This window comes from Agromyces sp. PvR057 (assembly GCF_040547485.1).
Lineage (GTDB): Bacteria > Actinomycetota > Actinomycetes > Actinomycetales > Microbacteriaceae > Agromyces.
In genome coordinates this window covers 663163-687789 of record NZ_JBEPPT010000002.1, presented here as the reverse complement: position 1 = coordinate 687789, position 24627 = coordinate 663163, and the positions used below count along the sequence as shown (strand labels likewise).

24 protein-coding genes and 1 riboswitch are annotated in these 24627 nt (G+C 71.6%); of the genes, 19 read left to right on the top strand and 5 right to left on the bottom strand.

Features of this window, described 5'->3' with window-relative positions:
- The first annotated feature begins 288 nt into the window (after positions 1-288).
- The 5 genes from ABIC29_RS12430 (at position 289) to ABIC29_RS12410 (ending at position 4980) form a co-directional block, all read left to right on the top strand.
- Positions 289-1605, top strand: coding sequence for a YihY/virulence factor BrkB family protein (locus ABIC29_RS12430; RefSeq protein WP_158551827.1), 1317 nt, complete (start codon positions 289-291; stop codon positions 1603-1605).
- An 89-nt stretch (positions 1606-1694) separates the two neighbouring features.
- Positions 1695-2522 carry an exodeoxyribonuclease III gene (locus tag ABIC29_RS12425; protein ID WP_116083422.1) on the top strand — a complete coding sequence of 276 codons (828 nt, stop codon included), beginning with the start codon at positions 1695-1697 and terminating at the stop codon, positions 2520-2522.
- Positions 2523-2600: 78 nt separating this feature from the next.
- Entirely contained in the window at positions 2601-3611 is a 1011-nt protein-coding gene (gene trpS / locus ABIC29_RS12420) for a tryptophan--tRNA ligase (protein WP_116083424.1), read from the top strand.
- A gap of 11 nt (positions 3612-3622) precedes the next feature.
- Positions 3623-4204 (top strand): GNAT family N-acetyltransferase, encoded by a 582-nt coding sequence (locus ABIC29_RS12415; protein WP_158551828.1) that lies wholly within the window; start codon positions 3623-3625, stop codon positions 4202-4204.
- Positions 4201-4980, top strand: a complete 780-nt coding sequence (locus tag ABIC29_RS12410) for an HAD family hydrolase (protein ID WP_354245726.1) — start codon at positions 4201-4203, stop codon at positions 4978-4980. The genes ABIC29_RS12415 and ABIC29_RS12410 overlap by 4 nt, the downstream gene beginning before the upstream one ends.
- An 85-nt stretch (positions 4981-5065) precedes the next feature.
- On the opposite strand, the gene glpK is transcribed toward ABIC29_RS12410, so the two are convergent.
- The 3 genes from glpK to ABIC29_RS12395 form a co-directional block, all read right to left on the bottom strand.
- Positions 5066-6580 carry a glycerol kinase GlpK gene (glpK, locus tag ABIC29_RS12405; protein ID WP_116083427.1) on the bottom strand — a complete coding sequence of 505 codons (1515 nt, stop codon included), beginning with the start codon at positions 6578-6580 and terminating at the stop codon, positions 5066-5068.
- A gap of 50 nt (positions 6581-6630) precedes the next feature.
- Complete coding sequence (locus tag ABIC29_RS12400) at positions 6631-7332, bottom strand: MIP/aquaporin family protein (RefSeq protein WP_502915489.1); 702 nt, start codon at positions 7330-7332, stop codon at positions 6631-6633.
- Between the two features lie 234 nt (positions 7333-7566).
- Positions 7567-9342: a glycerol-3-phosphate dehydrogenase/oxidase gene (locus ABIC29_RS12395; RefSeq protein WP_116083432.1), complete on the bottom strand. Its 1776-nt coding sequence runs from the start codon at positions 9340-9342 to the stop codon at positions 7567-7569.
- 131 nt (positions 9343-9473) lie between these two features.
- On the opposite strand from ABIC29_RS12395, the gene ABIC29_RS12390 reads away from it, so the two are divergent.
- From ABIC29_RS12390 to ABIC29_RS12355, 8 genes are all read left to right on the top strand, one after another.
- On the top strand, positions 9474-10466 hold the full coding sequence (locus ABIC29_RS12390; protein WP_116083434.1) for a sugar-binding transcriptional regulator: 993 nt from the start codon (positions 9474-9476) through the stop codon (positions 10464-10466).
- Between the two features lie 86 nt (positions 10467-10552).
- Positions 10553-10697, top strand: a riboswitch (FMN riboswitch).
- A gap of 71 nt (positions 10698-10768) precedes the next feature.
- Positions 10769-11848, top strand: a complete 1080-nt coding sequence (gene ribD / locus ABIC29_RS12385) for a bifunctional diaminohydroxyphosphoribosylaminopyrimidine deaminase/5-amino-6-(5-phosphoribosylamino)uracil reductase RibD (RefSeq protein WP_502915482.1) — start codon at positions 10769-10771, stop codon at positions 11846-11848.
- A 1-nt stretch (position 11849) separates the two neighbouring features.
- Positions 11850-12539, top strand: coding sequence for a riboflavin synthase (locus tag ABIC29_RS12380; protein ID WP_116083437.1), 690 nt, complete (start codon positions 11850-11852; stop codon positions 12537-12539).
- Positions 12536-13837 carry a GTP cyclohydrolase II gene (gene ribA / locus ABIC29_RS12375; RefSeq protein WP_116083440.1) on the top strand — a complete coding sequence of 434 codons (1302 nt, stop codon included), beginning with the start codon at positions 12536-12538 and terminating at the stop codon, positions 13835-13837. Before ABIC29_RS12380 ends, ribA begins: the two co-directional genes overlap by 4 nt.
- Positions 13834-14304 carry a 6,7-dimethyl-8-ribityllumazine synthase gene (gene ribH / locus ABIC29_RS12370; RefSeq protein ID WP_354245720.1) on the top strand — a complete coding sequence of 157 codons (471 nt, stop codon included), beginning with the start codon at positions 13834-13836 and terminating at the stop codon, positions 14302-14304. The genes ribA and ribH overlap by 4 nt, the downstream gene beginning before the upstream one ends.
- A 50-nt stretch (positions 14305-14354) precedes the next feature.
- Positions 14355-14708 carry a Fe-S protein gene (locus ABIC29_RS12365; RefSeq protein WP_116083445.1) on the top strand — a complete coding sequence of 118 codons (354 nt, stop codon included), beginning with the start codon at positions 14355-14357 and terminating at the stop codon, positions 14706-14708.
- Between the two features lie 196 nt (positions 14709-14904).
- Complete coding sequence (locus tag ABIC29_RS12360; protein ID WP_354245717.1) at positions 14905-16275, top strand: MFS transporter; 1371 nt, start codon at positions 14905-14907, stop codon at positions 16273-16275.
- A gap of 311 nt (positions 16276-16586) precedes the next feature.
- The gene (locus ABIC29_RS12355; RefSeq protein WP_354245714.1) at positions 16587-16964 is read left to right on the top strand and encodes a four-helix bundle copper-binding protein; all 378 of its coding nucleotides are present in this window, start codon (positions 16587-16589) and stop codon (positions 16962-16964) included.
- Positions 16965-17048: 84 nt separating this feature from the next.
- Here the strand turns inward: ABIC29_RS12355 and ABIC29_RS12350 are convergent, their stop codons facing one another.
- Positions 17049-17399: a hypothetical protein gene (locus ABIC29_RS12350; protein WP_116083451.1), complete on the bottom strand. Its 351-nt coding sequence runs from the start codon at positions 17397-17399 to the stop codon at positions 17049-17051.
- Between the two features lie 137 nt (positions 17400-17536).
- Between ABIC29_RS12350 and ABIC29_RS12345 the strand changes: the two genes are divergently transcribed.
- The 6 genes from ABIC29_RS12345 to ABIC29_RS12320 all read left to right on the top strand — a co-directional run bounded on the left by ABIC29_RS12345 (position 17537) and on the right by ABIC29_RS12320 (position 23990).
- Positions 17537-18454, top strand: a complete 918-nt coding sequence (locus ABIC29_RS12345) for a pseudouridine-5'-phosphate glycosidase (protein ID WP_354245711.1) — start codon at positions 17537-17539, stop codon at positions 18452-18454.
- Positions 18438-19406: a PfkB family carbohydrate kinase gene (locus ABIC29_RS12340; protein WP_354245709.1), complete on the top strand. Its 969-nt coding sequence runs from the start codon at positions 18438-18440 to the stop codon at positions 19404-19406. The genes ABIC29_RS12345 and ABIC29_RS12340 overlap by 17 nt, the downstream gene beginning before the upstream one ends.
- A gap of 37 nt (positions 19407-19443) precedes the next feature.
- Positions 19444-19671, top strand: a complete 228-nt coding sequence (locus tag ABIC29_RS12335; RefSeq protein WP_116083458.1) for a hypothetical protein — start codon at positions 19444-19446, stop codon at positions 19669-19671.
- 73 nt (positions 19672-19744) lie between these two features.
- A complete protein-coding gene (locus ABIC29_RS12330) occupies positions 19745-21634 on the top strand; it encodes an ABC transporter ATP-binding protein (protein ID WP_116083460.1) in 1890 nt (629 codons plus the stop codon).
- A gap of 183 nt (positions 21635-21817) precedes the next feature.
- Complete coding sequence (locus ABIC29_RS12325) at positions 21818-22651, top strand: hypothetical protein (protein ID WP_354245706.1); 834 nt, start codon at positions 21818-21820, stop codon at positions 22649-22651.
- A 409-nt stretch (positions 22652-23060) separates the two neighbouring features.
- Positions 23061-23990 (top strand): putative endonuclease domain-containing protein, encoded by a 930-nt coding sequence (locus ABIC29_RS12320; protein ID WP_354245703.1) that lies wholly within the window; start codon positions 23061-23063, stop codon positions 23988-23990.
- Positions 23991-24128: 138 nt separating this feature from the next.
- On the opposite strand, the gene ABIC29_RS12315 is transcribed toward ABIC29_RS12320, so the two are convergent.
- Positions 24129-24548 (bottom strand): DUF1622 domain-containing protein, encoded by a 420-nt coding sequence (locus tag ABIC29_RS12315; RefSeq protein ID WP_354245700.1) that lies wholly within the window; start codon positions 24546-24548, stop codon positions 24129-24131.
- Positions 24549-24627 lie beyond the last annotated feature (79 nt).

The window sequence follows — 24627 nt, the reverse complement described above, 5'->3', positions numbered from 1 at the left end:
CGTCGGGTCAGACTGCTGAAATGTGAGGAATACGCAGGTGTGCCGAGTCAAGCACTGCCGAGGGAAGGTCCGACAGGGTGGCCGCGTAACCAATACGGGGGGCACTTCGACCGAGATCCCCGGAAAACCGGGGCTTCCAAAGCGGCACCCCCCAGACGGGGGCAGGTCCGGAATGCGGTATCCGCGACCGCCGCGACGGCGGGCCGATGCATCCGCATGGAAACGGGGTTCGGCACGCCGGCCGAGCACGCCGCGCTCCCCGCGCGACCCGCTCAGTACTGTTGGAGCGTGAATGCGCACACGCCGACCGACCGCCACGACCGGCGCCGACCGGGTGCGCCTCCGACCGGCGAGGCCGCGAGCGGGACGCCGGGCGCGGCATCCGACGCCGCGCCCGATGACGCCCCCCTCGACGGGCCGGAACCGCTCACCGCCCGCGAGCGGTTCGACGAGCTCAGCAGCCCGATCCGCGATCGGTTCGAGGCGCCGATCAGCCGCGTCACGAACATCACGCACCGCACGATGGAGCTCTTCCCCGTGCGGGTCTGGCGCTACTTCCTGGCGCAGAACGGCTTCATCCTCTCGTCGGGCATGAGCTACCAGGCACTGTTCGGCATCTTCGCGGCGATCTACGTCGTGTTCGCCGTGTTCGGCATCTGGCTCACGAGCAACGAGCAGACGATGGACGCGTTCGCGGCCCTCCTGAACACCTACGCGCCCGGACTCATCGGCGATGACGGCATCATCTCGACCGACGAGCTCGTGGCGATCACGACCTCGAGCGCCGGCACCCTCGGCTGGACGGGTGGCGTGGCCCTCGTCGGCTTGATCTGGACCGCGATCGGATGGGTCACCTACACCCGCATCGGCGTGCGGAGCATGTTCGGGCTGCCGAAGGACGAGCGCTCCTACGTCCTGCTGAAGGCGCGCGACCTGCTCGCCGGACTCGCCTTCGGCATCGTGCTCCTCATCGCGGCGGCCCTGTCGGTGGCCACCACCGGCTTCATGCAGTGGCTGCTCGGGGTGCTCGGCCTCGACCCCCACTCCGGCTGGATGTCGTTCTCCGTGCAGGTCGGCGCCCTCGTCGTCGTCTTCGTGATCGACACCGTCGCCCTCGCCGTGCTGTTCCGCTTCCTGTCGGGTGCCGCGATGCCGTGGCGCCGCCTGGTGATCGGCTCGCTGCTCGGGTCGGCCGCCCTCTCGGTCGCGCAGATGCTCGGCGGCTTCCTCATCACGTTCGCGAGCAGCAACCCGCTGCTCGCGACCTTCGCCGTCTTCATCGCCCTGCTGTTCTGGTTCCGGATCACGAGCATCGTGATCCTCGTCGCCGCGAGCTGGATCGCGGTCGAGGCCTCCGACGCGAACGAGAGCCTCCGAGAGCTCACGCCGGCGCAGCGCGAGGCCGAGCGCCGCGCGATCGAGGCCCGCGCCGCGGTCACGGTCGCCAGGGTGCGGCTCCGCGATGCGGAGGCGGATGCCGCGTCCGCCGGCTGGTTCGGAGGGTTCAAGGCGCGTCGAGCGGTCGCTCACGCGAAGCTCGCGCTCGACGAGGCGGTGGCCGCGGCGGAGCGCGTGGCGCCGCCGCGGCGCAGCACGCGCATCTGAGCGCGGGTCGCCGGCGCCGGCGTCGGCCCGGCACCCGACCCCGGGCCCGGCGACACCCGGTGTCGGGCCCCTCGAATAGGATCGAGGGCATGCCTTCGACCTCCCGTCTCCGTGTCGCCAGCGTCAACGTGAACGGAGTACGAGCCGCCTATCGACGCGGCATGGGCGAGTGGCTCCAGGCGCGTGACGTCGACCTGCTGGCGCTGCAGGAGGTGCGCGCGTCGACCGAAGACCTGCAGGCCCTGCTCGGCGACGAGTGGAGCATCCTGCACGACCCCGCGACCGCGAAGGGCCGCGCCGGCGTGGCCATCGCGAGCCGCCGTCGGGCGAGCATCCACCGGGTCGAGCTCGGCGCCCACGACTTCGACACGGCCGGCCGCTGGCTCGAGGCCGACTACGAGGTGGGCGGGCGCATCGTCACGCTCGTGAGCGCCTACGTGCACTCGGGCGAGGCCGAGACCCCGAAGCAGGTCGAGAAGTTCAAGTTCCTCGACGCGATGCAAGCCCGCCTGCCCGAGCTCCAAGCGCATTCCGAGCTCGCGCTCGTCGTGGGCGACCTCAACGTCGGGCACCGCACGCTCGACATCCGCAACTGGAAGGGCAACGTGAAGCGCGCCGGCTTCCTGCCCGAGGAGCGCGCGTACTTCGACCGGTTCGTGGGTGCCGAGGGCTCCGACGACCACGGTCTCGGGTGGGTCGACATCGGTCGCCGCTTCGCGGGCGAGGTCGACGGGCCGTACACCTGGTGGTCGTTCCGGGGCAAGGCGTTCGACAACGACACCGGCTGGCGCATCGACTACCAGCTCGCGACCCCGGCACTCGCCGACCTCGTCACCGACTACACGGTCGACCGCGCGGCCACCTACGACGCCCGCTTCTCAGACCACTCCCCCGTGGTCGTCGACTACGCCATCTGAGCGGATGCCGCGCGCGGCCGTCGCTCACGACACCTCGACCTCTCGACCTCTCGACACCTCGACGAAAGAACCTCGATCATGAACTCCGCCCGCCCCGTCATCTTCTCGGGCATGCAGCCCTCGGCCGACTCGCTGCACCTCGGCAACTACCTCGGCGCGCTCGTGAACTGGGTCGCCCTGCAAGACGAGTACGACCCCATCTACTGCGTCGTCGACCTGCACGCGATCACCGTGCAGCAGGACCCGGCGTCACTCCGCGAGAACGTGCGCCGCACCGCAGCGCAGTACCTCGCCGCCGGCGTCGACCTCGAGCGCTCGACGCTGTTCGTGCAGTCGCACGTGCCGGCGCACGCCGAGCTCGCCTGGGTGCTCAGCACCATCACGGGCTTCGGCGAGGCCGGTCGCATGACGCAGTTCAAGGACAAGTCGGCCAAGCAGGGCGCCGACGCGACGACGGTCGGGCTCTTCACCTACCCCGTGCTCATGGCCGCCGACATCCTGCTGTACGGCACGAACGCGGTGCCGGTCGGCGACGACCAGCGGCAGCACCTCGAGCTCACGCGCGATCTCGCGGGTCGCTTCAACGCCCGGTACGGCAAGACCTTCGTGGTGCCGGAGGCGCTGATCCCCAAGGAGTCGGCGCGCATCTACGACCTGCAGGACCCGACGTCGAAGATGTCGAAGTCGGCCGCGTCCGAGGCCGGCCTCGTCAAGCTCCTCGACGAGCCGAACGTCACCGCGAAGAAGTTCAAGAGCGCGGTCACCGACACGGGTCGCGAGGTGCGGTACGACCGCGAGGAGAAGCCCGGCATCTCGAACCTGCTCGACATCTACTCGGCGCTCGCGGGCCGGACGGTCGCCGACATCGAGGCCGAGTACGACGGGCGCGGCTACGGCGACTTCAAGAAGGACCTCGCCGAGGTCGTCGTCGACCGCCTCGCGCCGATCCGCGCGCGCACGCTCGAACTGCTCGACGACCCCGCCGAACTCGACCGCCTGCTCGCCATCGGCGCCGACAAGGCCGCGGAGCGCGCGGAGGTCGTGCTCCGCACGGTGTACGACCGGGTCGGCTTCGTCCGACGCCGCTGATCGGCTCCAGCGTGCTCCCCGTCGAGATCCGCACCCCGCGCCTGCTGCTCGACCTGCCGGTGCCCGGCGACGCCGAGGTCGTGACCCGGTACTGCCAGGACCCGCTGTTCGAGCAGTACCTCACCACGCCGTGGCCGTACGAGCGCGCCCACGCCGAATCATTCCTCTCCACGTATGTACCGGGCGGATGGGCCTCCCGGACCGACCTCACCTGGGCGCTCCGCACCGAACGCGGAGGGGTGCTCCTCGGCGTGATCAGCGTGCGCGAGACGCAGAACGAGATCGGCTTCTGGATGGGCTCCGAGCACCGGGGCGGCGGGCTCATGAGCGAGGCCGCCGCGGCCGTGTGCACCTGGGTGCTCGAGGGCGGCGTCGACGGGGCGACGACCGTGTTCTGGCGAGCCGTCGAGGGCAACACGGCCTCGGCGAAGGTCGCCAGATCCGCGGGATTCCGGCGCATCCAACCCGAGAACCCCACGGTGCCCACCCGCGACGGCGCCGGCACGCTGCCCGCCTGGTACGGCGTGCGCGAGGTCGACGTCGACCCGCGCGCCGAAGCGAGCTGGAACGACATCCTCGAGGCTCGGGCATGATGCTCCCGCACACGGCGTCGGTCGTGCTCTTCGACCTCGACGACACGCTCATGGCCCACCGCCAGGCGGTCGCCGACGGCATCCTGCTGCACATGCGCGAGCGTGCATACGACGGAGATCCCGGCGCGGCGCAGCTGCTCTGGCACGAACTCGAGGAACGGCACTACCACTCGTACCTCGCCGGCGACCTGTCGTTCGAGGATCAGCGTCGTGCCCGTGCGCGCGACTTCGCGCTCGCGCACGGCGAGACCCTCGACGCGCTCGGCGCCGGCGCCTGGTTCGATCGCTACTTCGAGCGCTACCGCGATGCCTGGCGGCTGCACGACGACGCCGTCGCGGCCCTCGACGAACTCGAGGCGACCCTGCCGGGCGTGCGCCTCGGCATCATCACGAACGGCGAGCCCGACTTCCAGCGCGCCAAGCTCGAGCGGCTCGGCATCCTCGACCGGTTCGCGCACGTGATCGCGTCGGGCGCGCTCGGGGTGACGAAGCCCGACCAGCGCATCTTCGACGCGGCGCTCGAGCGCTTCGCCGCCGACGCCCCGGTCGAGCGGGCCACCTACGTCGGCGACCGCCTGCGCACCGATGCGCTCGGTGCCGCATCGGCCGGGCTCGACGGCGTGTGGCTCGATCGCCACGACACCGTGCTCGCCGACGACGACGCGTCGGCCGTGCTCGAGGCCGGCGTCATCGTGATCCCGGGCCTCGCCGAGCTCACCGCACGCCTCACCGACCGGTGGGACGCGTCATCGCGCTCACGCGCGCCATCGGCCTGACGCGCGTCGTCGTCCTGAGACGAGATTGGGCCGGTCGCACCCCCATGCGACCGACCCGTCGCTCCACAGTAGCCTGCAGAGCGGGTTATGCCACGTCGCCGTCGACCCAGTCGAGCGTCTTCGTGACGGCCTTCTTCCAGCTGCGATCGAGGCGCTCGCGCTCGGCCTCGTCCATCGACGGGGTCCAGCGCTTGTCCTCCTGCCAATTCTTGGCGAGATCATCGAGATCCGCCCAGAAGCCGACCGCGAGTCCGGCGGCGTAGGCGGCGCCGAGCGCGGTGGTCTCGGCGACCACCGGTCGCACGACCGGCACGCCGAGGATGTCGGCCTGGAACTGCAGCAGCGTGTCGTTCGACGTGGCGCCGCCATCGACGCGCAGTTCGGTGAGGTCGATGCCGGCGTCGGCGTTGACGGCCTCGACCACGTCGCGGGTCTGGAAGGCGATGGCCTCGAGGGCCGCGCGGGCGATGTGTCCCTTGTTCACGTACCGCGTCAGCCCCACGAGCGCACCGCGGGCGTCGGGACGCCAGTACGGCGCGAACAGGCCGGAGAACGCCGGCACGAAGTACGCGCCGCCGTTGTCCTCGACGCTGTTCGCGAGCGCCTCGACCTCGGAGGCCGACGAGATCAGGCCCAGGTTGTCGCGCAGCCATTGGATCAGCGAACCGGTGACCGCGATCGAGCCCTCGAGCGCGTAGTGCACGGGCTGGTCGCCGAGCTTGTAGCCGACGGTGGTGAGCAGCCCGTTCTTCGAGTGGACGATCTCCTCGCCCGTGTTGAAGATGAGGAAGTTGCCGGTGCCGTAGGTGTTCTTCGCCTCGCCGGCACCGAACGCCGCCTGGCCGAAGGTGGCGGCCTGCTGGTCGCCCAGGATGCCCGCGATCGGCGTCTCACGGAGCAGCGAGTGCTCGTTCGCGACGCCGTAGACCTCGGATGAGGAGCGGATCTCGGGCAGCATCGAGCGCGGCACGTCGAACGCGGCGAGGATCTCGTCGTCCCACTGCAGGGTCTCGAGGTCCATGAACATGGTGCGGCTGGCGTTCGTGACATCGGTCGCGTGCACGCCGCCCTCGACACCGCCGGTGAGGTTCCAGAGCACCCACGTGTCGGTCGTGCCGAAGAGGAGGTCGCCCGCCTCGGCCTTCTCGCGGGCACCGGGCACGTTCTCGAGGATCCAGACGATCTTGGTGCCCGAGAAGTACGTCGCGAGCGGCAGTCCGACCTTCGCCTTGAACCGCTCGACACCGCCGTCGGCGGCGAGCCGGTCGACGATCGACTGCGTGCGCGTGTCCTGCCAGACGATCGCGTTGTACACGGGCTCGCCGGTCGTGCGGTCCCAGACCACGGCGGTCTCGCGCTGGTTGGTGATGCCCACCGCGGCGATGTCGTGCCGGGTCAGCTTGGCCTTGCCGAGCGCCTGGCCGATCACCTCACCCGTGTTGTGCCAGATCTCGGTCGCGTCGTGCTCGACCCAGCCCGCCTTGGGGAAGATCTGCTCGTGCTCGAGCTGCCCGGTCGAGACGATCGAGCCGGCCTTGTCGAAGATGATCGCGCGCGACGAGGTCGTGCCCTGGTCGATCGCGAGGATGTAGTCGCTCATCTGAGAACTCCGTTGCTGTCAGTGATGGGGAAGGGGGCGGATGTCGCGGGTCAGCCGAGGATCGGCAGCAGCGGGATCGCGGCGAAGCCGGCGAGCACGCCGCCGATGATCGGGCCGACGACCGGCACCCACGAGTACGACCAGTCGCTGCCGCCCTTGCCCTTGATGGGCAGCAGGGCGTGGGCGATGCGGGGCGCGAGGTCGCGGGCGGGGTTGATCGCGTAGCCGGTCGGGCCGCCGAGGGAGGCGCCGATGGCGATCACGAGGAAGGCGACGGGGATCGCGCCGAGCTCGGCGGGGGTGCCGCCGTTCGTGAAGCCGATGATGACGAAGACGAGCACGAACGTGCCGATGATCTCGGTGACGAGGTTCCAGCCGTAGGAGCGGATCGCGGGGCCGGTCGAGAACACGCCGAGCTTCGTCGCGGCATCCGGCTCGGTGTCGAAGTGCTGCTTGTAGGCGAGCCAGCAGAAGATCGCGCCGATGAAGGCGCCGATCATCTGGGCCGCGATGTACACGAGCACCGAGAGCCCGTTCACCGGGACGCCCATGCCGAACTCGGTCGCGCCGTTGGCGACGAGGCCGAGGGTGACGGCGGGGTTCAGGTGCGCGCCCGAGGCGTAGGAGACGATGACGCCGGCGAAGACCGCGAGGCCCCAGCCGATGTTGATCATGAGGGTGCCGCCGCCGAAGCCCTTCGTCTTGGCGAGGATGACGTTGGCGACCACGCCGCAGCCGAGGAGCACGAGCATCGCCGTGCCGACGAGTTCCGAGAGGAACACGATTCCGAGATTGTCCACGTTGACCTTCCTTGTGTGGTGCGGGCCGAGCGGCCCCGATGAAACGTAACCGCCGAAATGCCCGATGCCGGGCGTTTCGGCGTGCACATCCGTGCAGATTCGCGCTTCAGGGGCTCGAGTGCGCGGAGCGCGCGCCGCGACGCCGAGGGCGTCGGTCTCGGCGCGCGCTCCGCCTGCCGACCGGCGCTATGCGGTGAGTGCCGGCTGCTCGAGCACGACGCCGTGGCGCTCGGCGAGCAGGGTCCGTGCGGCCTCGACCTCGGCGGCGCGACGCGCGGCGTCCCACCCGAGCTCGTCGCCCGCGAGGTCGGCCAGCTCGACGAGGAGCGGGGCCGTGAGCGTGCCGGTGAACGCGATGCTCGTGCGGCGCAGCACGAGGTCGGTCAGGTGCACGACCCGCTCCGTGCGCACGAGCCAGGCGATCTCGCCCCGCGTGTAGTCGGCATGGTGCTCGAGGCGACGCTCGGTCTCGCCGTCGACCTCGCCGAGGTAGGCCTCGGCGCGGGTTCCGTAGCGCTCGAGCAGCGTCTCGGCGCGAGCGCGTCCGACCTCGTCGTCGTGGGACACGAGCCAGACCAGTCGTGCATCGTCGGTGGTCGGGTAGCCCGCTCCACCGCCGATCGCGACGCCTTCGGTCGACCGGATGCGGTCGCGGCCGAGGAGTTCGAGCACCTCGTCCGAGAGGTGCTCGGCGAGGGCGCGGAACGTGGTCCACTTGCCGCCGACGAGGCTCAGCAGCGCGGTGCCGGGGCGTGCCGCGACATCCGATCGCTCGATGCGGTAGTCGCGGCTCACGAAGCCCGGCTGCGTGTCGTCGTGCCTCGGCAGCGGGCGCACGCCCGAGAAGCGGTAGACGATCTGCGAGCGGTCGACGGCGATGGCTGGGAAAACGTGCGCGATGAGTTCGAAGAAGTAGTCGATCTCGGCCTCGGTGCAGACCGCGGGCTCGCGCATGTCGTGCTCGAGGTCGGTCGTGCCCACCATGACCCGGCCCTTCAGCGGGTAGATCAGCACGATGCGACCGTCCTCGTGCTCGAAGAAGATCTCGCGTCCGCCGGTCGCGGCGAGCAGCTCGGGGTGGTCGAGCACGATGTGCGAGCCCTTGGTGCCGCCCATGAACTGCGTGCCTCGGCCGAGCTCGGCGTTCGTCAGGTCGGTCCAGGGGCCGGTGGTGTTCACGACCACGTCGGCGGCGATCGAGAACTCGCGGCCGGTGAGCCCGTCGCGGACGCGCACCCCGTCGGCGTCGAAGCCGACAGCTCCGAGGTGGTTGACCGCGCGGGCGTGCGGGCCGGCGGCGAGGCCGTCGAAGAGCACGTCGAGGGCGAGGCGCTCGGGGTCGTGCATGCTCGCGTCGTAGTAGGTGGCCGTGTACTTGACGGCCGGGTCGAGGGCGGGCAGCTCGGCGAGCGAGCGCTTGCGACCGTGGAAGCGGTGGCGGGGCACGGAGCCGCCGTCGCGCGAGAAGGCGTCGTAGATCGTGAGGCCGGTCTTGATGAGCGCGGCGCCGCGCTCGGTCGGCTTCCCCTGCCTGTGCGTGAGGAAGCGCATGGGCGCCGAGAGGATGCCCGAGAAGGTCGAGTAGATCGGCACGGTGGTCTCGAGCGGCTTGACGTAGTGCGGCGCGATGCGGATCAGCGCGTTGCGCTCGGTCACCGACTCCTTCACGAGCCGGAACTCGCCGTTCTCGAGGTAGCGGATGCCGCCGTGGATCATGTGCGACGACGCGGCGGAGGCGCCGGACACGAAGTCGTCGCGCTCGACGAGCACGACGTCGACGCCCTGCATGGCGAGGTCGCGGAAGGTGGCGATGCCGTTGATGCCGGCGCCGATGATGACGACCGAGGCTTCGGGGCGGGCGCGGAGCGCGGCGACCTCGGCGCGGGTCGCGGGGACGGCCTCGCCCAGGGCGTCGTCGTCCTGACGCGTGGTGTTCGGCTGCGTGATCGGGTGCGATGACATCGCTGTCCTCTCGGTTCGAGCGCGGGGCGTCCGTCGCGGCTTGCGCGACCGGCCCCGGTGTGGATGAATACATCGTCGACTCGTCCGCACGCAGTTGCAAGCCGCGTGCACAGACGTGCAAGGGTAGGGGAATGAACGAGAAGCACCGGCCGGGGCCGGCCGACGGGGCCGAGACGGTCTCGGAGAAGACGCGTGAGGCGCTGCGCGCCGCGCACCTGTACTACATGCAGGACCTGACCATGGACGCCATCGCGCACGAGTTGCACACCTCGCGATCCTCGGTTTCACGCCTCTTGAGCCACGCCCGCGCGAGCGGCCTGGTCGAGATCTCGATCCACTCCCCGCACGACCTGCCGAGCCGCATCGAGCAGGAGATCCTCGCCCGGTTCGGCATCGTCGCGCACGTGGTGCCGGTGCCCGACCACGCGAGCGACGTCGACCGGCTCGACCGCGTTGCGCTCTCGGCTGCACGGATTCTCGGTCGCTTCGTCGACTCGAACCAGACCATCGGGGTCGCCTGGGGGTCGACGATGAGCGCGATGAGCCGGCACCTCGTGCCGAAGTCGACGCACAACTCCGAGATCGTGCAGCTGAACGGCGCCGGCAACGGCCGCACGACCGGCATCGTCTACGCGAGCGAGCTGCTGCGCCGCTTCGGCGACGCGTTCGGCGCTCGCGTGCAGCAGTTCCCGGTGCCCGCGTTCTTCGACGACCCCGAGACCCGCCGGGCGTTCTGGCGCGAGCGCAGCACGCAGCGACTCCTCGACCTGCAGGCCGGCATGGATGTCGCGCTCTTCGGCGTCGGCTCCCCCTTCGCCGAGGTGCCGAGCCACGTCTACCAGGGCGGCTACCTCGATCCAGCCGACTACGACGGGCTCAGCCGCGAGGGCGCCGTCGGCGACGTGGCGACCGTGTTCTACCGCGCCGACGGCAGCACCGACGGCATCGCGCTGAACGATCGTGCGACCGGACCCGACTTCGCCGTGCTCCGCCGCGCACCGCGTCGCATCTGCGTCGTCTCCGGCCGCGCGAAGCTCGCGAGCCTGCGCGGTGCGCTCGCCGCCGACCTCATCACCGACCTCATCGTCGACGAGGGCACGGCGCGCGCGCTCATCGAGCACTGAGGCCGTCCGTCGTGCGTCGTGCGTGCATTGCGCCGTACGACGGGGAATACGACGGCCGACGCGGCGTTGAGTAGAATCGACACGAACAACGTGCTCCGGGGTCGGTGTAATTCCGAGCCGGCGGTGACAGTCCGCGAACTGCGGGTGCGAGGTCCTCGACCTCACACCCCTGGTTGATCCGGTGGAATTCCGGAACCGACGGTGAAAGTCCGGATGGGAGGCGGCACGTGTCGGCAGTGCCATGCACTGTCGGCGTTCTCGGCGTTGCCGAACATCCCCGGAGCCTGACGACAGGACCACGGATGACGACGGCGGCGCACCACGACGACCGCACGGCAGGCGACCGCACGGCGATCGAGGCAGCGGCGATGCGCCGCGCGCTCGAGCTCGCCGAGCGCGGCCCGGCCCGCGGCGTGAACCCCCGTGTCGGGTGCGTGCTGCTCACCGCCGACGGCGAGGTGCTCGCCGAGGGCTGGCACCGCGGCGCCGGCACGGCCCACGCCGAGGTCGACGCCCTGAGCCGGCTCGAGCCGGGCGCCGCCGCCGGCGCCACTGCCGTCGTCACGCTCGAGCCCTGCAACCACACCGGCCGCACGGGACCCTGCGCCGAGGCGCTCATCGCCTCGGGCGTCGCCCGCGTCGTCTACGCCGTGGCCGACCCCGGCGAGCACTCCTCGGGCGGGGCCGAGCGCCTGCGCGCCGCCGGCGTCGACGTCGAGGTCGCCGGCGCCGAGCTCGTCGAGGCGGCCGAGGCGTTCCTCGGCGACTGGCTGTTCGCGGCGCGCACCCACCGCCCGCGCGTCACCGTCAAGTGGGCCTCGAGCCTCGACGGGCGCGCCGCGGCCGACGACGGCACGAGCCAGTGGATCACGGGCCCCGAGGCCCGCGCCGACGTGCACGTGCGACGAGCGGCCGCCGACGCGATCGCGGTCGGCACGGGCACCGTGCTCGCCGATGACCCATCGCTGACCGCGCGCGGCCACGACGGGGAGCTGCTGGGCAACCAGCCGATCCCGGTCGTGTTCGGTCGGCGCCCCGTGCCCGACGATGCGGCGCTCATGCGGCATCCGCTCGCCCATGAGCTCGTCGGCCTCGACGGCACCGACCTCGCGGCCGACCTGCGCGACCTCGCGCGCCGCGGCATCCGCTCGCTCTTCGTCGAGGGCGGCCCGACCCTGGCGAGCGCGTTCGTCGCGGCCGGCTTCGCCGACGAGGTGCTCGTCTACCTCGCCCCCGCCCTGCTCGGCGGCGGTCGCCTCGCGCTCGGCGACCTCGCCGTGACCACCATCGGCGAGGCCCGCCGCTACGACTTCGCCGCCATCGAGCGGCTCGGCGCCGACGTCCTGCTCGTCGCCCACCCCAGCCCCACCGAAGGGAACTGACATGTTCACCGGAATCATCGAAGACCTGGGCACCGTCACCGGCGTCGAGCACACGGCGGACGCCGCACGCCTCACGGTGCGCGGCCCCCTCGCCGTGAGCGGCGCGAAGCACGGCGACTCCATCTCGGTCTCCGGCGTGTGCCTCACGGTCGTCGCGTTCGACGACGAGTCGTTCACCGCCGACGTCATGGCGCAGACCCTCGCGATGTCGACCCTCGACTCGGTCGAGGCTGGCCGCCGGGTCAACCTCGAGCGCGCCGCCCTCGTCGGCGACCGCCTCGGCGGGCACATCGTGCAGGGCCACATCGACGGCACCGCGCGCGTGCTCGAGGTGCGCCCCGGCGACGCCTGGCGCGTCATCCGATTCTCGCTGGATGCCGCGCACGCGCCGCTCGTCGTCGACAAGGGCTCGATCGCGGTCGACGGGGTCTCGCTCACCGTGAGCGGGCTCGGCGACGAGGCCGACGGGTCGTGGTTCGAGGTCTCGCTCATCCCCGAGACGCTCACCGCGACGACGCTCGGCGCACTCGAGGTCGGCGACCGCGTCAACATCGAGACCGACATCCTCGCCAGGCACGTCGAGCGGATGCTGCGCCTCGACACCCGCCGATCGCTGCCGTCCTCCCTCGCCGAGCCGGCGGCGCCGGCCGTCGGCGAACCCGCCACCGCCACGACAGGAGCGACCCGATGAGCCTCGCGACCATCCCCGAGGTGCTCGAGGCGCTGCGCGCCGGCAAGCCCGTGATCGTCGCCGACGACGAGGGCCGCGAGAACGAGGGCGACGCGATCATGGCCGCCGAGTTCGCCACGCGCGAGTGGATCGCCTGGATGGTGCGCCACACGAGCGGCTACCTCTGCGCGCCGATGCCGAACGAGTTCGCCGACCGCCTCGAGCTGCCGCTCATGGTCGCGCGCAACGAGGACGCGCGCAGCACGGCGTACACGATCTCGGTGGACGCCTCCGATCGCACGTCGACCGGCATCAGCGCGTCCGACCGGGCGCACACGCTCCGCGTCCTGGCCGACCCCGAGTCCACGCCCGACCGGCTCGTGCGGCCCGGCCACGTGATTCCGCTGCGCGCCGTCGAGGGCGGCGTGCGCGAGCGCGCCGGTCACACCGAGGCGGCCGTCGACCTGATGCGCCTCGCCGGGCTCTCCCCCGTCGGCGTCATCGGCGAGATCGTGACCGACGACGGCGACATGATGCGCCTGCCCGGGCTCATCGAGTTCGGCGAGCGCGAGCACCTGCCCGTGACGACGGTCGCGGCGCTCATCGACTGGCTCTCGACCTGGCACGCCGGGCAGGACCTCGCCGGCCCCGTGCTCACCGCGGTTCCCGAGTCCTCGCGCGTGACCTTCGAGGTCGAGACCAGGCTGCCCACCACGCACGGCGACTTCACGGTGCGCGCCTACCGCGACCAGGAGACGGGTGCCGACCACGTCGCGATCATCGCGGGCGATCCGAAGGCGGATGCCGCGGGCGCCGTCGTGCGCGTGCACTCCGAGTGCCTCACGGGCGAGGCCTTCGGCTCGCTGAAGTGCGAATGCGGGCCGCAGCTCGACGCGGCCCTCGCCGAGATCCAGGATCGCGGCGGCGTCGTCGTGTACCTGCGCGGACACGAGGGACGCGGCATCGGCCTCATCAACAAGCTGCGGGCCTACCGCCTGCAGGAGGACGGCCTCGACACGCTCGACGCGAACGTCGCGCTCGGCCTCCCAGCCGACGCACGCGACTACCGCGCCGCGAGCGCGATCCTCGCCGACCTCGGCATCGAGCGCGTTCGACTGCTGACGAACAACCCCGAGAAGGTGCGCCAGCTCGAGGCCCACGGCATCGCGGTGGCCGAGCGCCTGCCGCTCGTCGTCGGCGTCGGCAGCGTCAACACCGGGTACCTCGACACCAAGCGTCGCCGCATGGGCCACGCGATCGACGACGCCCAGCTCGCGGATGCCGCGGCTGAGGCCCTTCTGGAAGGACACGCATCATGAGCGGAGCAGGCTCCCCCACCCTCGACGTCGACGGCACCGGCCTCGACGTCGTCATCGTCGCCGGCAGCTGGCACGACGAGATCACCGACGCGCTCATCGCCGGGGCGACGCGCACCCTCGAGGCGGCCGGCGCGTCCTTCTCCCTCGTGCGGGTGCCCGGCAGCTTCGAGCTGCCCGTGGTGTCGAAGGCGGCCCTCGAGGCCGGCGCCGACGCGGTGGTCGCGCTCGGCGTGATCATCCGCGGCGGCACGCCCCACTTCGAGTACGTCTCGGCGGCGGCGACCGACGGCCTCACCAGGGTCGCCCTCGACACGGGCAAGCCCGTCGGCTTCGGGGTGCTCACCCTCGACGACGAGCAGCAGGGCCTCGACCGGGCCGGCCTGCCCGGCTCCAAGGAGGACAAGGGGCGCGAGGCGGCCGAGGCCGCCATCGCGACGGCCCGCGCGCTGCGTGCGGTGCGGGCCTGACGCCGCGCGTCGACTCGACTTCGACGACCGGTAGAACTTAAACTCGGTCCATGGAGACCCTGCGGCACATCGTCCTGCTCGTCCACCTGGTCGGGTTCGCCCTGCTCTTCGGCGCCTGGGCGGTCGAGGCGGTGAACCGACGGTACGGCGTGACGCGCCTCATGAACTGGGGCCTGCTGATCGCCGGCGTGGCGGGCCTCGCCCTGGCGGCACCCTGGGGCATCTCCTACGAGCTCAACTACGTCAAGATCGGCACGAAGCTCGTCGTGCTGATCGCGATCGGAGCCCTCATCGGCATCGGGTCGGCGCGCCAGCGCCGCAACCAGCCCGTGCCGCGCGGGCTCTTCTGGGCGATCGGCATCCTGACCCTGCTGAACGCGGCCATCGCGGTCATCTGGCGCTAGGCCCGGGCGACCGTTCGTCGCAGCATCCGCGCCGTTCGTCGCATGGCGCACCCGTGAGCTCGGCTGCCGCGGGCATCCGGGCGTAGTCTCGGTCGGTTGCCACAAGCGACGATTCCCAACAGCCTGCCCCGTTCCACGCCAGACCGACCGACTCGTGGTGCAGCGTTCCATCACCACACCGGAGTCTTCGACAGCGATGCCTGCAACGCCCGCGGCCACGGCCGCATCCCCCGCACCGACCACCCCCGCCAATCCGCGCAGTCGCGTGGTGCTCGCGAGCCTCATCGGCACGACGATCGAGTTCTACGACTTCTACGTCTACGCGACCGCGGCGGTCCTCGTCTTCCCGCACCTGTTCTTCCCGACGGGCGACGCGACCACGGCGCTCCTGTCGTCGTTCGCCGTCTTCGGGGCGGCCATGGTCGCGCGCCCGCTCGGCGCGGTCGTCTTCGGCCACCTCGGCGACAAGCACGGCCGCAAGGCGACGCTCGTCGGCGCGCTGCTCACCATGGGCATCGCGACCTTCCTCATCGGCCTGCTGCCGACGTACGCGATGGTCGGCTGGCTCGCACCGCTGCTCCTCGTGATCCTCCGCATCGCGCAGGGCTTCGCGCTCGGCGGCGAGTGGTCGGGCGCCGCGCTCGTGGCGACCGAGAACGCCCCCGCGGGCAAGCGCGCCTGGTACGGCACGTTCCCGCAGCTGGGTGCGCCGATCGGCTTCATCATCGCGAACGGCCTGTTCCTCGTCATCGCCGCGGTGCTCCCGTCCGACGACCCGTCGATGCCGTCGCAGGCGTTCCTCGACTGGGGCTGGCGCATCCCGTTCCTGTTCTCGGTCGTGATGGTCATCGTCGGCCTCTGGGTGCGACTGCGCCTCGTCGAGTCGACCGCGTTCTCGAAGGCCTCCGAGCAGGGCAAGCTCAAGCGCCTGCCGCTCGCCACGGTGTTCAAGGACCACTGGCGCAAGCTGATCCTCGGCACGTTCTTCATGCTCGCGACCTACGTGCTCTTCTACCTCATGACGACGTTCTCGCTGAGCTACGGCCGCGCCCCGGTCGAGGCGGCCGACGGCGCCCTGCCCGGCCTCGGCTACTCGTACAGCACGTTCGTGCTCATGCTCATCGGCGGCGTGCTGTTCTTCGGCGTGTTCACGCTCGTCTCCGGTCCGCTCGCCGACCGCTGGGGCCGCCGGCGCACGCTCATCTGGGTCACGCTCGGCATCATCGTGTTCGGCCTCGCCTGGGTGCCGCTGCTGAACGCGGGCTTCGCCGGCGTCATGGTCTGGCTCATCGTCGGCTTCTCGCTCATGGGCCTCACGTTCGGGCCGATGGGCGCGCTGCTGCCCGAGTTGTTCCCGACGAACGTGCGCTACACCGGGTCGGGCATCTCGTACAACGTCTCGTCGATCCTCGGCGCCGCCGTGGCCCCGTTCATCGCGGTCGCGCTCTGGCAGGCCGGCGACGGCAGCCCGTTCTGGGTCGGCGTCTACCTGTCGGTCATGGCCGTGCTCACGCTCATCGCACTGCTCGTCTCGAAGGAGACGAAGGACGTCGACATGAACGCGTAGGGATTCGGTCGAGCGGATGCCGCGGCATCCGTCGTCACGAAGGGCGGGGCGGATGCTGCGGCATCCGCCCCGCCCTTCATCGCGATCGCCGATGCGAGCGCTTGGAGAGAGCACACCTCGCGGCCGGTGTGAGGAACCGTTCACGCGAACGTCACGAACGGCCCTTCACGGGCGAACCGGGCCGTCGTAACATGGCGTAACAGGGCAGCCGAGGCATCCGCCGCCACCGCCGGCACTCGAGGCCCGGAAGCGAGCGTGCAGCGATGAACATGACGATGGACATGATGAAGGGCGCGATGTCGTCGTCGGAGATGCCGATGCAGGGCATGGATCCGATGATGATGCAGGAGTGTCTCGAGGCCCTCTCGGCCTGCATGCAGGCGTGCGTCATGTGCGCCGATGCCGACGCCGCCGAGGGCATGGGACGCTGCGCCTCGATGTGCTCGAACTGCGCCGACATGTGCGACACCATGATGAAGATGATGCTGCGCATGCACGGCTGGGACATGGGCGTGATGATGTCGATGATGCAGTCGACCGCGATGATGGCGCGCGCCTGCTCGGCCGAGTGCATGATGCACGCCGAGATGAGCGAGCACTGCCGCATGTGCGCGATGGCCTGCGATCAGGTCGTCATGGCCATGGAGAAGATGATGGGCATGATGAGCGAGGCCATGCCGATGGCATGAGGGCGGCTGCCCGTCCCGCCTCGGTGGCTCCACTCGCGTGACGCCCGCCTGACGGCCGCGATCGTCGCGCCCATCGCCCTTCGCTCAGGCTGCGGCGACGCTGTACCGACGAGCGCCCGCGACGAGCACCCCGTAGATGCCGTGCAGGGCGACCGGGTCGCCGGCGACGAGCGCGCCCGCGAACGCGTCATGCTGCCAGACGCGTCGGATGCCGCCGTCGAGGGTCGCGAGCGTCGCGAACCCGTCGGCGTCGACCGACGTGACGAACGCGTCGATCCACTTGCTCGCGGTCACCGCGGCGAGGCGCTCCTGCACGGCGTTGAGCCCGTGCCCGGGGCGGTCGCTCGAGCAGTCCGCCGCGTGCTCGCAGCCGCGCATGCCCATGACCTCGCCCGTGCGGGGCGTGGTGACGGCGTGCGGCTCGCGGTGCGACATGAGGGCTCCTCGGGGTTCGATGCGGCCACGTTACGCTCGCGATCCCCGGATGTCGCCTGTGCACGTCACACGCGGAAACACGCCGCGCGGCGGGGCGGCGGGCATCGGGCGCGGGGCCCCGCCATACGATGACGCCCATGCAGACACCCGCCCCCGGCATCCGCATCGCCGACGAGGTCCGTGACGCGCTCGAGGCCGGCGGTCCCGTGCTCGCGCTCGAGTCCACGATCCTGACGCACGGCCTGCCGAGCCCGCGCAACCTCGAGGTCGGACTCGCGTCCGAGCAGCAGGTGCGCGACCTCGGCGTGACCCCCGCCACGATCGGCGTCGTCGACGGCACCCCGGTCGTCGGCCTCTCCCCCGCCGAGATCGAGCGGCTCTGCACGGCGCCCGACGTCGTGAAGGCGAGCGTGCGCGACCTGCCGATCGCCCGCGCGAAGCGCCTCGACGCCGGTACGACCGTGGCCGCGACGGCGTGGCTCGCGCATCGCGCCGGCATCCGCGTGATGTCGACCGGTGGGCTCGGCGGCGTGCACCGCGGCGCGAGCGAGACGTTCGACGAGTCCGCCGACCTCGGCACGCTCGCCACGACGCCGATCACGCTCGTGAGCGCGGGCGTCAAGTCGATCCTCGACATCGGGGCGACGCTCGAGCGCCTCGAGACGCTGAACATCCCCGTGGTCGGGTACCGCACCGATCGCTACCCCGCCTTTTACGTCACCGACTCCGGGTTCGCGCTCGACTACCGCGTCGAGACGCCCGAGGAGGCTGCGGCGCTCGCGCTCGCGCGCGACGAGCTCGGGCTGCCGCAGGCGGTGCTCGTGGCCAACCCCGTCGACCCGGTGAAGCAGCTGGACCCCGCCTTCCACGATCGGGTGCTCGCCGAGGCGCTGGCCGCGGCATCCGCTCAGGGGGTGACGGGGCACGACACGACGCCGTTCCTGCTCGACTACGTGCAGCGCGCGACCGGCGGCGCGAGCCTCAAGGTCAACCTCGACGTGTACCGGGGCAACGTCTCGCTCGGGGCGGAGATCGCGCGTGCCGTCGCGGGGTGAGACGGGCGCGTCGGGCGACGCGGGCGTGCTCGCCGTCGCGGGCGACCTCGTCGAGGACATCGTGGTGTGGGCGAGCGAGCCCGTGCACCACGCGACGGACACCGCGGCGCGCGTGCATCGCGCCCGCGGCGGCAGTGCGGCGAACGTCGCGGCCCTCGCGGCCGGACTCGTTCCGACCCGGTTCATCGGCCGGGTGGGGGCGGATGCCGCCGGCGTCGCGCTCGAGGCGGCCCTCGCCGCGGGCGGGGTCGACGTGCGCGTGCAGCGCGCCGGACGCACCGGGACCGTGGTGCTGCTCGTCGACGTCGATGGCGAGCGCACGATGTACCCGGATCGCGCCGCCTCGGCCGATCTCGGATCGGTGGATGCCGCGTGGCTCGACGGCGTGGACTGGCTGCACCTCCCGGCGTACGGCTTCGAGCGCGAGCCGATGCGGGGCGAACTCGCGCGGCTCGCGCGACTGGCCAGGGCGGGCGGCGTCACGGGAGCCGGCCAGGGCGCGGGAACGGGAACCGGCGCGGGCGCGGGCGTCTCGATCGACGCCTCGTCGACGGGCCTCCTCGACGGCCTCGGCGTCGCGTTCGCCCTCGAGCTCGTACGCGGGATCCGGCCCGACGTGCTCTTCGCGAACGAGGAAGAGGCCGCACTGCTCGGGCTGGCCGGCGGCGGCACGGTCGCGGCATCCGTCGCCCGGACCGTCGTCGTCAAGCACGGCGCGCTGCCCACCGACGTGATCGTCGACGGACGCCTCGCAGCCCGCGTCGACGTCGAGCCGGTCACCGGCATCCGCGACCTCACCGGGGCGGGCGACGCGTTCGCGGCGGGCTTCCTGGCCGCGACGCTCAGGGGTGCGGATGCCTCGGCGGCCGCCCTCGCCGGGCACCGCGTCGCGGCATCCGTGCTCACGCAGCCCGGCGCGCACGCGACCGAGACGACCTCGTCGTCAACATGAGTTGACCTTTGGACAGGTCGTCAACTACCGTTGACGCATGGACGACACGACCCTCCGCACCGCCATCGCCGCCGCCGACGGCGACGACCCCTACCGGGCGCTGCGCGACCTGCACCACGCCCGCATCGAGATCACCCGCGAGCTCGACCGCGCCGAGGCCATCGCCGTGCGCAAGGCCAGGGCCGCCGGGTCGAGCTGGCAGCTCATCGCGCTCGCGCTCGAGGTCTCCAAGCAGGCGGTGCACAAGAAGTACGGGCGCAGGTGAGCGACGTAGGCTGTTCGGGGCGCACGCGGGACCCGGTCGGAACCATGGCCGCCGCGCCGCCCGGGAAGAGACGATGAGCCAGACGCAGAACCGCACCGCCCCCAGACGAAACCCCTTCGCCCGCCCCACGAAGACCGACGGACCACGCGCGTCGTTCGCGCAGCTGCTGCCGTTCATCTTCGAGCACCGCCCCGTGCTCATCTGGGTCGCCGCACTCTCGATCGTCGGCGCGCTCGCGAGCCTCGCCCAGCCGCTGCTCGTCAGCCGGGTGATCACCATCGTCGAGGCCGGCGACCCGCTCGGCTGGATCGTCTGGGCCCTCGTCGTGCTCGTCATCGTGAGCGGCGTCATCTCGGGCTACCAGCACTACCTGCTGCAGCGCACCGGCGAGGGCATCGTGCTCTCCAGCCGCAAGCGCCTCGTCGCGAAGCTGCTGAACCTGCCCGTCTCGGAGTTCGACACGCGACGCACCGGCGACCTCGTCTCGCGCGTCGGCAGCGACACCACGATGCTGCGCGCCGTGCTCACGCAGGGGCTCGTCGAGGCCATCGGCGGCACCGTGACCTTCATCGGCGCGCTCATCGCCATGCTCATCATCGACCCGGTGCTGCTCGGGCTGACGCTGCTCGTCGTCCTCGTCGCGATCACCACGGTCACCCTGCTCTCGCGCAGAGTGCGCGACGCCTCGCACGCCGCCCAGGCCAAGGTCGGCGACGTCGCGGCATCCGTCGAACGCGCCATCGGCGCCGTGCGCACCATCCGCGCCGCCGGCGCCACCGAACGCGAGATCCGCACCATCGAGGGCGAGGCCGAGGGCGCCTGGCAGATGGGCGTCAACGTCGCGAAGGTCTCGGCGCTCATCGTGCCCGTCGCCGGCATCGCCATGCAGGTGTCGTTCCTCGTCGTGCTGGGCGTCGGCGGGTTCCGCGTGGCATCCGGCTCGATCACGGTCGCGAACCTCGTGGCGTTCATCCTGTTCCTGTTCATGATGATCATGCCGCTCGGCCTGTTCTTCGGCGCGATCACGTCGGTCAACCAGGCGCTCGGCGCGCTCGGGCGCATCCAGGAGATCCTCGATCTCCCGAGCGAAGACGCGCACGACCGCGAACTCGCACCCCTCGCGCTCATGGTCGGCGAGGCCAACGCCGGCGTGCTTCCGGATGCCGCGGCGATCAGCTTCGACGACGTGCACTTCGCCTACGCCGCGACCCGCAGCGACCCCGCCGACCCGGCGAACGACTCCGCCGACGAGCACCTGCCCGAGCCGAACGTGACCGAGCGGCAGCCCGTGCTGCACGGCGTCACGTTCGAGGTGCCCCGCGGGCAGCGCATCGCGCTCGTCGGCCCGTCCGGCGCGGGCAAGTCGACGATCCTCGCGCTCATCGAGCGGTTCTACGACCCCTCGGTGGGCACCGTGCGCATGGGCGGGCTCGACCTGCGCTCGCTCGACCGCGCCGACCTCCGCGCGCAGATCGGCTACGTCGAGCAGGACGCCCCCGTGCTCGCGGGCACGCTGCGCGACAACCTCCTGCTCGGCAGCCCCGACGCGACCGACGACGAGTGCGAGCACGTGCTGCGAGCCGTGAACCTCGGGTCGGTGCTCGACCGCGACCCGCGCGGCCTCTCCGCGGCTGTGGGCGACGACGGCATCATGCTCTCGGGCGGCGAGCGCCAGCGCCTCGCCATCGCACGGGCGCTGCTCGCGGCCCCGCCGATCCTGCTGCTCGACGAGTCGACGTCCTCGCTCGACGGCGTCAACGAGCGTATGATGCGCGAGGCCATCGACCAGGTCTCGGCCGGGCGCACGCTCATCGTCATCGCCCACCGCCTGTCGACCGTGATCGACTCCGACCGCATCGTCGTGCTCGACGGCGGCCGCGTCATCGGCGAGGGCACGCACGGCGAGCTCGTCTCGTCCGTTCCGCTCTACCGCGAGCTCGCGGAGCACCAACTGCTCGTCTGAGCGAGCGGTGCCGCGGCGCTCGCACCGTGCTCGAGGGCGCGCCGCGGCATCCGGAATCTCGGGGTTGACCCGGGCATTCCTCAGGGCCTGCTCGGATGGAGCGGGCGTCGCCCCTTCGTAGCGTGTGGTTCTGCGTCCGATTCCCGGATGCCGACAGCCACCCGCACCGAAGGAAGCCCCATCATGAGCATCGCCCCCGTGACCGACCTGCGAGACGCACGAGGCGTGCGCGACGCACGCGCCGCGTCGAGCGCCGAGCACCTGCCCGTCGACCTCATCGAAGACCTGCCGAACGCCGTCACCGACGACACCGCTCCCCGGCGCGGACTCGGCGACTCCTTCGACCGGGTGCAGTCGAGCCTGCAGGCCTGGCTGCGCACGTGGCAGCCGCAGCGGCTGCCGGCCTTCACCCCGGTGCGCGATGTCGCGCCCGCCGGCGATCGCGGCACGTCGGGGCTCAAGTCCTCGGCGTCGGCGCCCGACGGCGCCGTGCGCGTGACCGCGTCGCTCTACGACCCGCCCACGCGCGGCGATGGACCCCTCAGCTGGTCGCGCAACTGGGCGAGCGTCGCCGTGCTGCCGCCCGCACGCGAGTCCGGTCGCCTGTTCTACCGCTTCCGCGTCTCGAGCCGTCTCGTGCTCGACGGCCAGGCCGACCTCAGCCTCGTGTCGACGAGCGTGAACTTCGGCCTCGTCGCGGATGCCGCGAAGGCCAGCCCGTTCGACGCCCCCGGGTTCCAGACCCCGATCCTCCGCCCGCTCGTGGGCGTCGCCTGCCGCGCCGACCAGGACGCCTCGGCGTCGCAGGTCTTCGAGGGCTCGATCGCGGTGCGCCAGGGCGAGACCCCCGCCATGGCCTTCGTCGTCGGCACCGAGGTGCTGTTCGAGAACGGCTGGGTGCGCGTGCACGAGGGATCGAGCACGTGGATCGGGCCCGTCGAGCCCGGTGCCACCGGCACCGTCGAGTTCCGCTACGCGCCCACCGCACTCCTTCGGGTGCTCGGCCACCTCGACTGACGCGTCAGCCGCCCCGGCTCCTGCAGGCGCGAAGGGCGGATGCCGCGGGCCGGCGCACCTTCCCGTGCACCCCGGCCCGGCCCGGCGCCGACACGCTGCTCCGCGTATCCGCGGCTCTGCCCCTCCGCACCCGCTCCTGCCCCTCCGTACCCGCTTCTCCCCCTCCGCCCCGAAACGCCGCCGTCATTCGCCGACCGGTCACGATCTGCGGCTTCACGCCCGGTGATTCCCGCACATTGTGACCGGTCGACGGCGCAGCGTCCGCGTCGCGCGGGTGGCGCGGCGCGCGGGCTGGGCAGGGCGCCTGCAGGAGATCCAGCCGTCCTGCACAGGCGGGTCCGCCAGTGAGTTCAGGCCGCGGGCCAGAGGACGAGCCCGACGGCGACGCCCGCGTCGTCACACTCGCCGGATGCCGAGACGACCCGCACCCCTTCCCGCGACGCTCGCCTCGAGCGGATTCACGGTCCTCGAGGCACGCGCCGCAGGCGTGAGTCTCACGCGACTACGCGCAGCCGACCTGCGGACGCCGGCGAGCGGAATCCGTCACCCGCGTGAGCTCGCGCCCGATGCGGTGGCCCGCGCCGGCATGCTCGGCTCGCGTCATCCGGGCGCGTTCCTGAGCCACTTCACCGCAGCCGCGTGCTGGGGCCTGCAGGTCGAGCCTCGCAACCGAATCGAACGCGAGCGGATCGACCTGGCCGTTCACGCAGAGCTGCCGCGTCCGCGCGGCAAGGGGGTGCGCGGACACCGCCTGGACCTGAGCCATGACGAACTCGTCACGAGAGACGGACTCGAGGTGACGTCACCGGCGCGCACCTGGCTCGACCTCGCGTCGGTCGGATGCGGCATCGAGGATCTCACGGTCGCAGCGGACCGGATCGTGTGGGCGCGGCACCCGCTCGCGACCGTGCACCAGCTCGAACGGATGCTGCTCCGACATCGCGGGGCTCGCGGCATCCGCTCATTGCGCATCGCCCTCGACGAGGCGATCGAGGATGCGGACTCATCGCGCGAGACCCGGCTGCGACTTCACATCATCGGCGCGGGACTGCCGCGGCCGGTCGCCGCGCACGTCGTGCGCGACGCGTATGGTCGGGCGGTGGCGACCGCGGACCTCGCATTCGTCGAGCATCGTGTGCTGCTGGAGTACGAGGGCGACCATCATCGAACCGACCGCGGCCAATGGGCGCACGACCTCGACCGGTTCAACCGGCTTCAAGGGCTCGGATGGATCTGCTTCCGGATCGGCGCCGCCCAGTTCGCCCGCCCAGACGAGGTCGTCGCCGTCGTGGCGCATGCACTGGCCGCACGGGCGAGCCGTGACATGCCCGGCGCATGACCGCGAGCGGTCATGATGTGCTGCTTCCCACGTCACGATTCCAGCAGATCGTGACCAGTCGCGGGCTTGCGGCGGCGCGGCGCGGCAGCGGCGGCGGTGCGGAGCGGCGGCGACGGCGGCGCGGAGCGGCGGCGGCCTTCAGGTGAGGTCGGTCGCGGGGGCAGCAGCAGCAGCGGCGGGGGCAGCAGCAGCGGGGGCCCCGGCGTCCGCGTCGCCAGATCCCGCGTCCTTCTGCCACGGCCAGCGCCCCGAGATCTCCAGCTCGAGCGACCAGCTGAGGAACGTCCGGATCAGCACGATGATCGCGAGCACGCCCACCGACTCGAGCGTCGGCGTGACCGCGACGGTCTTGATGATGTCCGCGGCGACGAGCAGCTCGAGGCCGAGCAGGATCGCCCGCCCCAGCACGCGACGGAACCGCGTGTAGATCGGGCTGCGGCGTCGGACCCCGCGCAGCGCGGCGTCGAGACTCGCGTAGAGGACGCCGACCACGATCGCGACGACGCCGAGCACGTCGATGACTCCGCCGACCGACTCGATGAACGCGCCGAACTCCATGTCGCCCCCTTGCGCCACACGCTAGCGGCGCGGTAGCGCGCCAGACGTGCGACGTGCCGCGTTCCGGGCACACCCTGCA

Excerpts from the sequence above, each read along its gene's own strand:
- ABIC29_RS12335 (WP_116083458.1), top strand. The coding sequence starts at position 19,444 with ATGGACGACACGACCCTCCGCACCGCCATCGCCGCCGCCGACGGCGAC.
- ABIC29_RS12345 (WP_354245711.1), top strand. The coding sequence starts at position 17,537 with ATGCAGACACCCGCCCCCGGCATCCGCATCGCCGACGAGGTCCGTGAC.
- ABIC29_RS12350 (WP_116083451.1), bottom strand. The coding sequence starts at position 17,399 with ATGTCGCACCGCGAGCCGCACGCCGTCACCACGCCCCGCACGGGCGAG.
- ABIC29_RS12320 (WP_354245703.1), top strand. The coding sequence starts at position 23,061 with ATGCCGAGACGACCCGCACCCCTTCCCGCGACGCTCGCCTCGAGCGGA.
- ABIC29_RS12315 (WP_354245700.1), bottom strand. The coding sequence starts at position 24,548 with ATGGAGTTCGGCGCGTTCATCGAGTCGGTCGGCGGAGTCATCGACGTG.
- ABIC29_RS12360 (WP_354245717.1), top strand. The coding sequence starts at position 14,905 with ATGCCTGCAACGCCCGCGGCCACGGCCGCATCCCCCGCACCGACCACC.
- ribD (WP_502915482.1), top strand. The coding sequence starts at position 10,769 with ATGACGACGGCGGCGCACCACGACGACCGCACGGCAGGCGACCGCACG.
- trpS (WP_116083424.1), top strand. The coding sequence starts at position 2,601 with ATGAACTCCGCCCGCCCCGTCATCTTCTCGGGCATGCAGCCCTCGGCC.
- ABIC29_RS12395 (WP_116083432.1), bottom strand. The coding sequence starts at position 9,342 with ATGTCATCGCACCCGATCACGCAGCCGAACACCACGCGTCAGGACGAC.
- ABIC29_RS12325 (WP_354245706.1), top strand. The coding sequence starts at position 21,818 with ATGAGCATCGCCCCCGTGACCGACCTGCGAGACGCACGAGGCGTGCGC.
- ribA (WP_116083440.1), top strand. The coding sequence starts at position 12,536 with ATGAGCCTCGCGACCATCCCCGAGGTGCTCGAGGCGCTGCGCGCCGGC.
- ABIC29_RS12365 (WP_116083445.1), top strand. The coding sequence starts at position 14,355 with ATGGAGACCCTGCGGCACATCGTCCTGCTCGTCCACCTGGTCGGGTTC.
- ABIC29_RS12390 (WP_116083434.1), top strand. The coding sequence starts at position 9,474 with ATGAACGAGAAGCACCGGCCGGGGCCGGCCGACGGGGCCGAGACGGTC.
- ABIC29_RS12355 (WP_354245714.1), top strand. The coding sequence starts at position 16,587 with ATGCCGATGCAGGGCATGGATCCGATGATGATGCAGGAGTGTCTCGAG.
- ribH (WP_354245720.1), top strand. The coding sequence starts at position 13,834 with ATGAGCGGAGCAGGCTCCCCCACCCTCGACGTCGACGGCACCGGCCTC.
- ABIC29_RS12400 (WP_502915489.1), bottom strand. The coding sequence starts at position 7,332 with ATGCTCGTGCTCCTCGGCTGCGGCGTGGTCGCCAACGTCATCCTCGCC.
- ABIC29_RS12410 (WP_354245726.1), top strand. The coding sequence starts at position 4,201 with ATGATGCTCCCGCACACGGCGTCGGTCGTGCTCTTCGACCTCGACGAC.
- ABIC29_RS12330 (WP_116083460.1), top strand. The coding sequence starts at position 19,745 with ATGAGCCAGACGCAGAACCGCACCGCCCCCAGACGAAACCCCTTCGCC.
- ABIC29_RS12380 (WP_116083437.1), top strand. The coding sequence starts at position 11,850 with ATGTTCACCGGAATCATCGAAGACCTGGGCACCGTCACCGGCGTCGAG.
- ABIC29_RS12425 (WP_116083422.1), top strand. The coding sequence starts at position 1,695 with ATGCCTTCGACCTCCCGTCTCCGTGTCGCCAGCGTCAACGTGAACGGA.
- glpK (WP_116083427.1), bottom strand. The coding sequence starts at position 6,580 with ATGAGCGACTACATCCTCGCGATCGACCAGGGCACGACCTCGTCGCGC.